The sequence below is a fragment of the Pseudooceanicola sp. HF7 genome (assembly GCF_011806405.1).
Classification (GTDB): Bacteria; Pseudomonadota; Alphaproteobacteria; order Rhodobacterales; family Rhodobacteraceae; genus Pseudooceanicola.
Map to the genome: position 1 here is coordinate 1 of NZ_JAATOW010000067.1, position 4,096 is coordinate 4,096.

3 protein-coding genes and 1 pseudogene are annotated in these 4,096 nt (G+C 68.0%); 3 read left to right on the forward strand and 1 reads right to left on the reverse strand.

Translation table 11 applies throughout. The features are described 5' to 3' along the window. The 3 genes and pseudogenes from HCZ97_RS20280 to HCZ97_RS20290 form a co-directional block, all read left to right on the forward strand. A partial coding sequence (locus HCZ97_RS20280) for a glycoside hydrolase family 104 protein (RefSeq protein ID WP_167690930.1) occupies nt 1–577 on the forward strand: 577 nt, incomplete at its 5' end. 203 nt (nt 578–780) lie between these two features. Further along, nucleotides 781–1,800: pseudogene (locus HCZ97_RS20285) on the forward strand (LLM class flavin-dependent oxidoreductase). A 96-nt stretch (nt 1,801–1,896) separates the two neighbouring features. Next, entirely contained in the window at nt 1,897–3,084 is a 1,188-nt protein-coding gene (locus HCZ97_RS20290; RefSeq protein WP_167690931.1) for a lipase family protein, read from the forward strand. Between the two features lie 165 nt (nt 3,085–3,249). Here the strand turns inward: HCZ97_RS20290 and HCZ97_RS20295 are convergent. After that, nucleotides 3,250–4,096, reverse strand: an 847-nt coding sequence (locus HCZ97_RS20295; RefSeq protein WP_167690932.1) for a serine hydrolase, incomplete at its 5' end; no start/stop codon positions are given.

Genomic DNA, 4,096 nt, shown 5'->3' on the forward strand with positions numbered 1-4,096 from the left:
TGTCCAGCGGCAGATGGCGGGCAGCCTGTTCAACGGGCGGGCGCAGGGCAGCTTCTTCGCCCCGGTCGCCCCCCGGCTGAGTCCCGGGCGCGGGCCGGAGGGGCCAACGGCAGCGCTGCGCGATTTGATCGCGGGGGCAGAGGCCGGGCCCGCGGGCTATGACGCCGTGCACCACGGCGCCGGGCGCAAGCCGCCGCGCGCGCCCAGCCGCATGACCCTGGACGAGATCCGTGCCTGGATCCGGGCCACGCCCGGGCAGAACCACGCCATCGGGCGCTACCAGATGATCCCCGGCACCCTGGACCACGTGGCCGAGCGCCTGGGGATTGGCGGGCAGGAGGTCTACGATGCCCGGGTACAGGACCGCATGGCCGATTTCCTGCTGGAACAGGCCGGCTACAGCGGGTTCCTGGGCGGCGCGCTTTCCCGGGTCGGGTTCATGAACAACCTGGCGAAGGTCTGGGCCGGGCTGCCCAATTCCACCGGCAAGAGCCATTACCACGGTATCGCGGGCAATCGCGCCGTGCTGAGCTGGGCGGCCTTCGATGCCGCCATGACGGAGATTTTCGAGAGCTAGCGGCGCGGGGAAGAGCGCCTTGCGCGGCAGGTGGGCCTTTTCGGCTCTTGCTGTTCTGCGCGCTTCTAAGTGCGCGGTGCGTCACTGCGCAGCCCCTGCGCCTGAGGGAACAGGGCGGGCCATTGTCGCCCCAGGCCCCCCATGACTATCTGTTGTCCAACGCCGGCCGTCATGGCCGGCCCTCTCATGATGAGGATGGAACAATGAAGAACCTTGGTTTCCTGTCGTTCGGGCATTGGGATCCGCGCCGCGGAAGCGCCGTGAAATCGGCCTCTGACACCTTGCTGCAAAGCATCGAACTGGCGGTGGCCGCCGAAGAGCTGGGGCTGGATGGCGCCTATTACCGGGTGCACCATTATGCCCGGCAACTGGCCTCTCCCTTCCCGCTGCTGGCGGCTGTGGGCGCGCGCACCAGCAAGATCGAGATCGGCACCGGCGTGATCGACATGCGCTATGAAAACCCGCTCTACATGGTTGAGGACGCGGGTGCTGCGGACCTGATCAGCGGCGGGCGTCTGCAACTGGGGATCTCCCGCGGGAGCCCGGAGTAGGTGATCGACGGCTGGCGCCACTTCGGCTACGGCCCGGGCGAGGGCGAGACGGATGCCGATTACGCCCGCCGCCATGCAGAGATCTTCCTGGCCCATCTCGAAGGCAAGGGGTTTGCCGAACCCAACCCGCGCCCGATGTTCCCCAACCCGCCGGGCAAGCTGCGCCTTGGGCCGCATTCGGAGGGTCTGCGCGACCGGATCTGGTGGGGGGCTGGGTCCAATGCCACCGCCCGCTGGGCGGCGGAACTGGGCATGAACCTGCAAAGCTCCACCCTGAAGGATGACGAGACGGGCGAGCCCTTCCACATCCAGCAGGCCGAGCAGATCCGCGAATACCGCAAGGCCTGGAAAGAGGCCGGCCACGCCCATGAGCCGCGCGTGTCGGTCAGCCGGTCGATCTTTGCCATCATGAACGACCAGGACCGGATGTATTTCGGCCAGGGCGGGAAGGAGAGCGACCAGGTTGGCTTCATCAACGATACGCGCTCGATCTTCGGGCGGGGCTATTCGGATGAGCCGGACAAGCTGATCGATCAGCTGAAGGCCGACGAGGGCATCGCCGAGGCCGACACGCTGCTGCTGACCGTGCCGAACACGCTGGGCGTGGAGTACAATGTGCACGTGATCGAGGCGATCCTGAAGCACGTGGCGCCGGGGCTTGGCTGGCGCTGAGGCAATCGCCCGGCGCAGGGTCAATGCGGTTGTCCCGCAGAGGATGAGCAGGCAGGGTTCCCCCAAGGAAGTTGAGAGACTGCCAGGGGGGATTCAATGCGGCGTGCGATCATCGTTGTTCCGGGCTTCGAGCGGACGGTCCAAGGCGACGCCCGGGACCGTCTTGCCGCGGCCATCCAGAGCTATACGGACGGCTGGCAGGTCTTGCCCGCCTCGCAGCCCGAGCGCGCGGGCACCGGATTTGTCGCCTGCAGCCGGGAGGACGGCAGCGAGATCGAGATCGACCTCTACGAGGCCTATTGGGGCGATCTGGTGCCGCTGCGCGAAGAGGAGTCGCCCTGGGTCCGGTTCCGGCGGGCCTCCGGCCTGATCCTGTACTGGATGTTCGGGGGCGGCAGCCTGTCGATGCTGCTGCGCGGCCAGCTTCCGGCGCGCACGGTCGTGGCGCTGGGGATCGCGGGCCTGCTGCTGTTGATCTGGTACCTCAGCCTGCTGCTGCTGTTGCTGGCGGCCATCCCCGATGGCACCACCGGCCTTCCCGACGCTGTCCAGTCCCAGCTGGACCAACTGGGCTGGGACGGGCTGACGGCGGCCTCCATCACCTTCAAGTCCTGGTCCGAGCAGGTCCGGTGGGCGACCGGGGCGGTGGCGCTGATCGGGGCTGTCGGGGTGATGGCGCCGGTGGAGCGGCTGGCCCGAGTCTCGGATTTCCTGATGCGCTACCTGCGCGACGATCCGGTGGCCGAGGGCCGCCCAGGGCTGCAGGCCATGGCGCGTCACCGGGTCCTTGCGGTGCTGGACGAGGTGGCCGGAAAGCAAGGGGCAGAGCGCTATGATCAGATCCACGTGGTCGGACATTCCCTGGGGGGCGCCATCGCGGTGGATGCCCTGGCCGAATACCGCACGAATTCAGAGCGCATCACGTTGTTCACCTGGGGGTCGGCCCTTGGGCTGCTGGCCCAGAAAGAGCCGAGGATCGAGGCCGAGATCGCCAAGTTCTACACCCGGCCCAGCCGCTTGATGAACTGGGTCGATGTGGTCTACAGGGGGGATCTGATGGGCTCGGTCGTGCCGGTGCCGCGCCGTGAACCCGGGCAATGGGACAGCAAGCGTTTCGCCCCCATCTTTCCGCCAACGGTCCGGCCCCGCCGGCCCCGCGGCCTGTCGATCTGGGACCAGGTCCATCTGCACCTGCTCTACTACCGCTCCGAAGAGGCGATGCTGATGCTGCTGGAGCCTGTCGAGACCCTGCCGGCGCGGCGCGACCGGCCGGGGGGCAGCTAGGCGCGCCACAGGGGGGGCAGGGAACCCGTTCCGGCAACGAGGCAGCCCGAGGGAGTCTGTCCCGGTGCCGGAAGAGGCCGTCGCGAAGCGCGCAAGGGTCTGCGTCATGCCGGCATCCGCTCCGACCGCCAGGTGGTGCCGGATGCCGGTGTCCGTGGTCCCCCCTCAGCGTGGGGAGAGGGTGGTGATCAGCTCATTGGCGAGTGTGGCGATTTCCATCCCGGCGGAGAAGTCGAACTGGTTGATCGCGATGAAGACGCCCACGCCGCGGGCGGGCGCGAAGGCGACATAACTGAAGACCCCGTCGGCGCCACCGGCCTTCTGGATGATCAGCGGGCTGTCGCCTTCGGGCATCATGATCACCCAGCCAAGACCAAGCGCGCTCATGTGGCCGGATTCGTCCAGCCCATAGACCGGGTCCATGCCGTCGCGCATGGTCCAGGCCGCGTGGCTCAGGGCGCGGACCTCTGCATCCGCCGTGTCGAAGCGGTCCAGGTTCCACTGCAGGTAGCGGATCATGTCGTTGGGGGTGGTGCGCAGCGAGGAGGCGCCGAAGCGGTTGGGGATCGGGGCGCCCGGGTCCATCCAGTCCCCGTTCCAGTCGTAGCCGGTCATGACGTTGGTGCCATCAGAGCGTGCGTAGCTCGTGGCGGTGAGGCCCATCGGCGCCAGCACGCTCTCTTGCAGGTAGTCGGCGTAGGGCATCCCGGCCAGGTCCGAGAGCGCCATGCCCAGCACGTCGAAGCCGATGTTGGAATAGAGCATCCCGGTGCCCGGCGTGAAGAGCAGGGGATCGCCCTGCAGGTTCGCGGCGAAGGCGGCATCGGAGTATTTCTCCGCGCCTTCGACCGGAAACAGCTCTCTTCGCAGGCCGCTGGAGTGGGTGACCAGGTCGATCAGGCGGATCGCACGGCCGTCACGGGTGGGCAGGGCGCTGAACACCGGGTCGTGGGGGGCGACGGGATCGGTCAGCCGGGCCTTGCCCTCTGCCACCAGGTGGGCCAGCGACAGG

What these genes read in the sequence shown, in the direction of transcription:
- HCZ97_RS20290 (WP_167690931.1), top strand. Translation starts at nt 1,897, where the DNA reads ATGCGGCGTGCGATCATCGTTGTTCCGGGCTTCGAGCGGACGGTCCAA.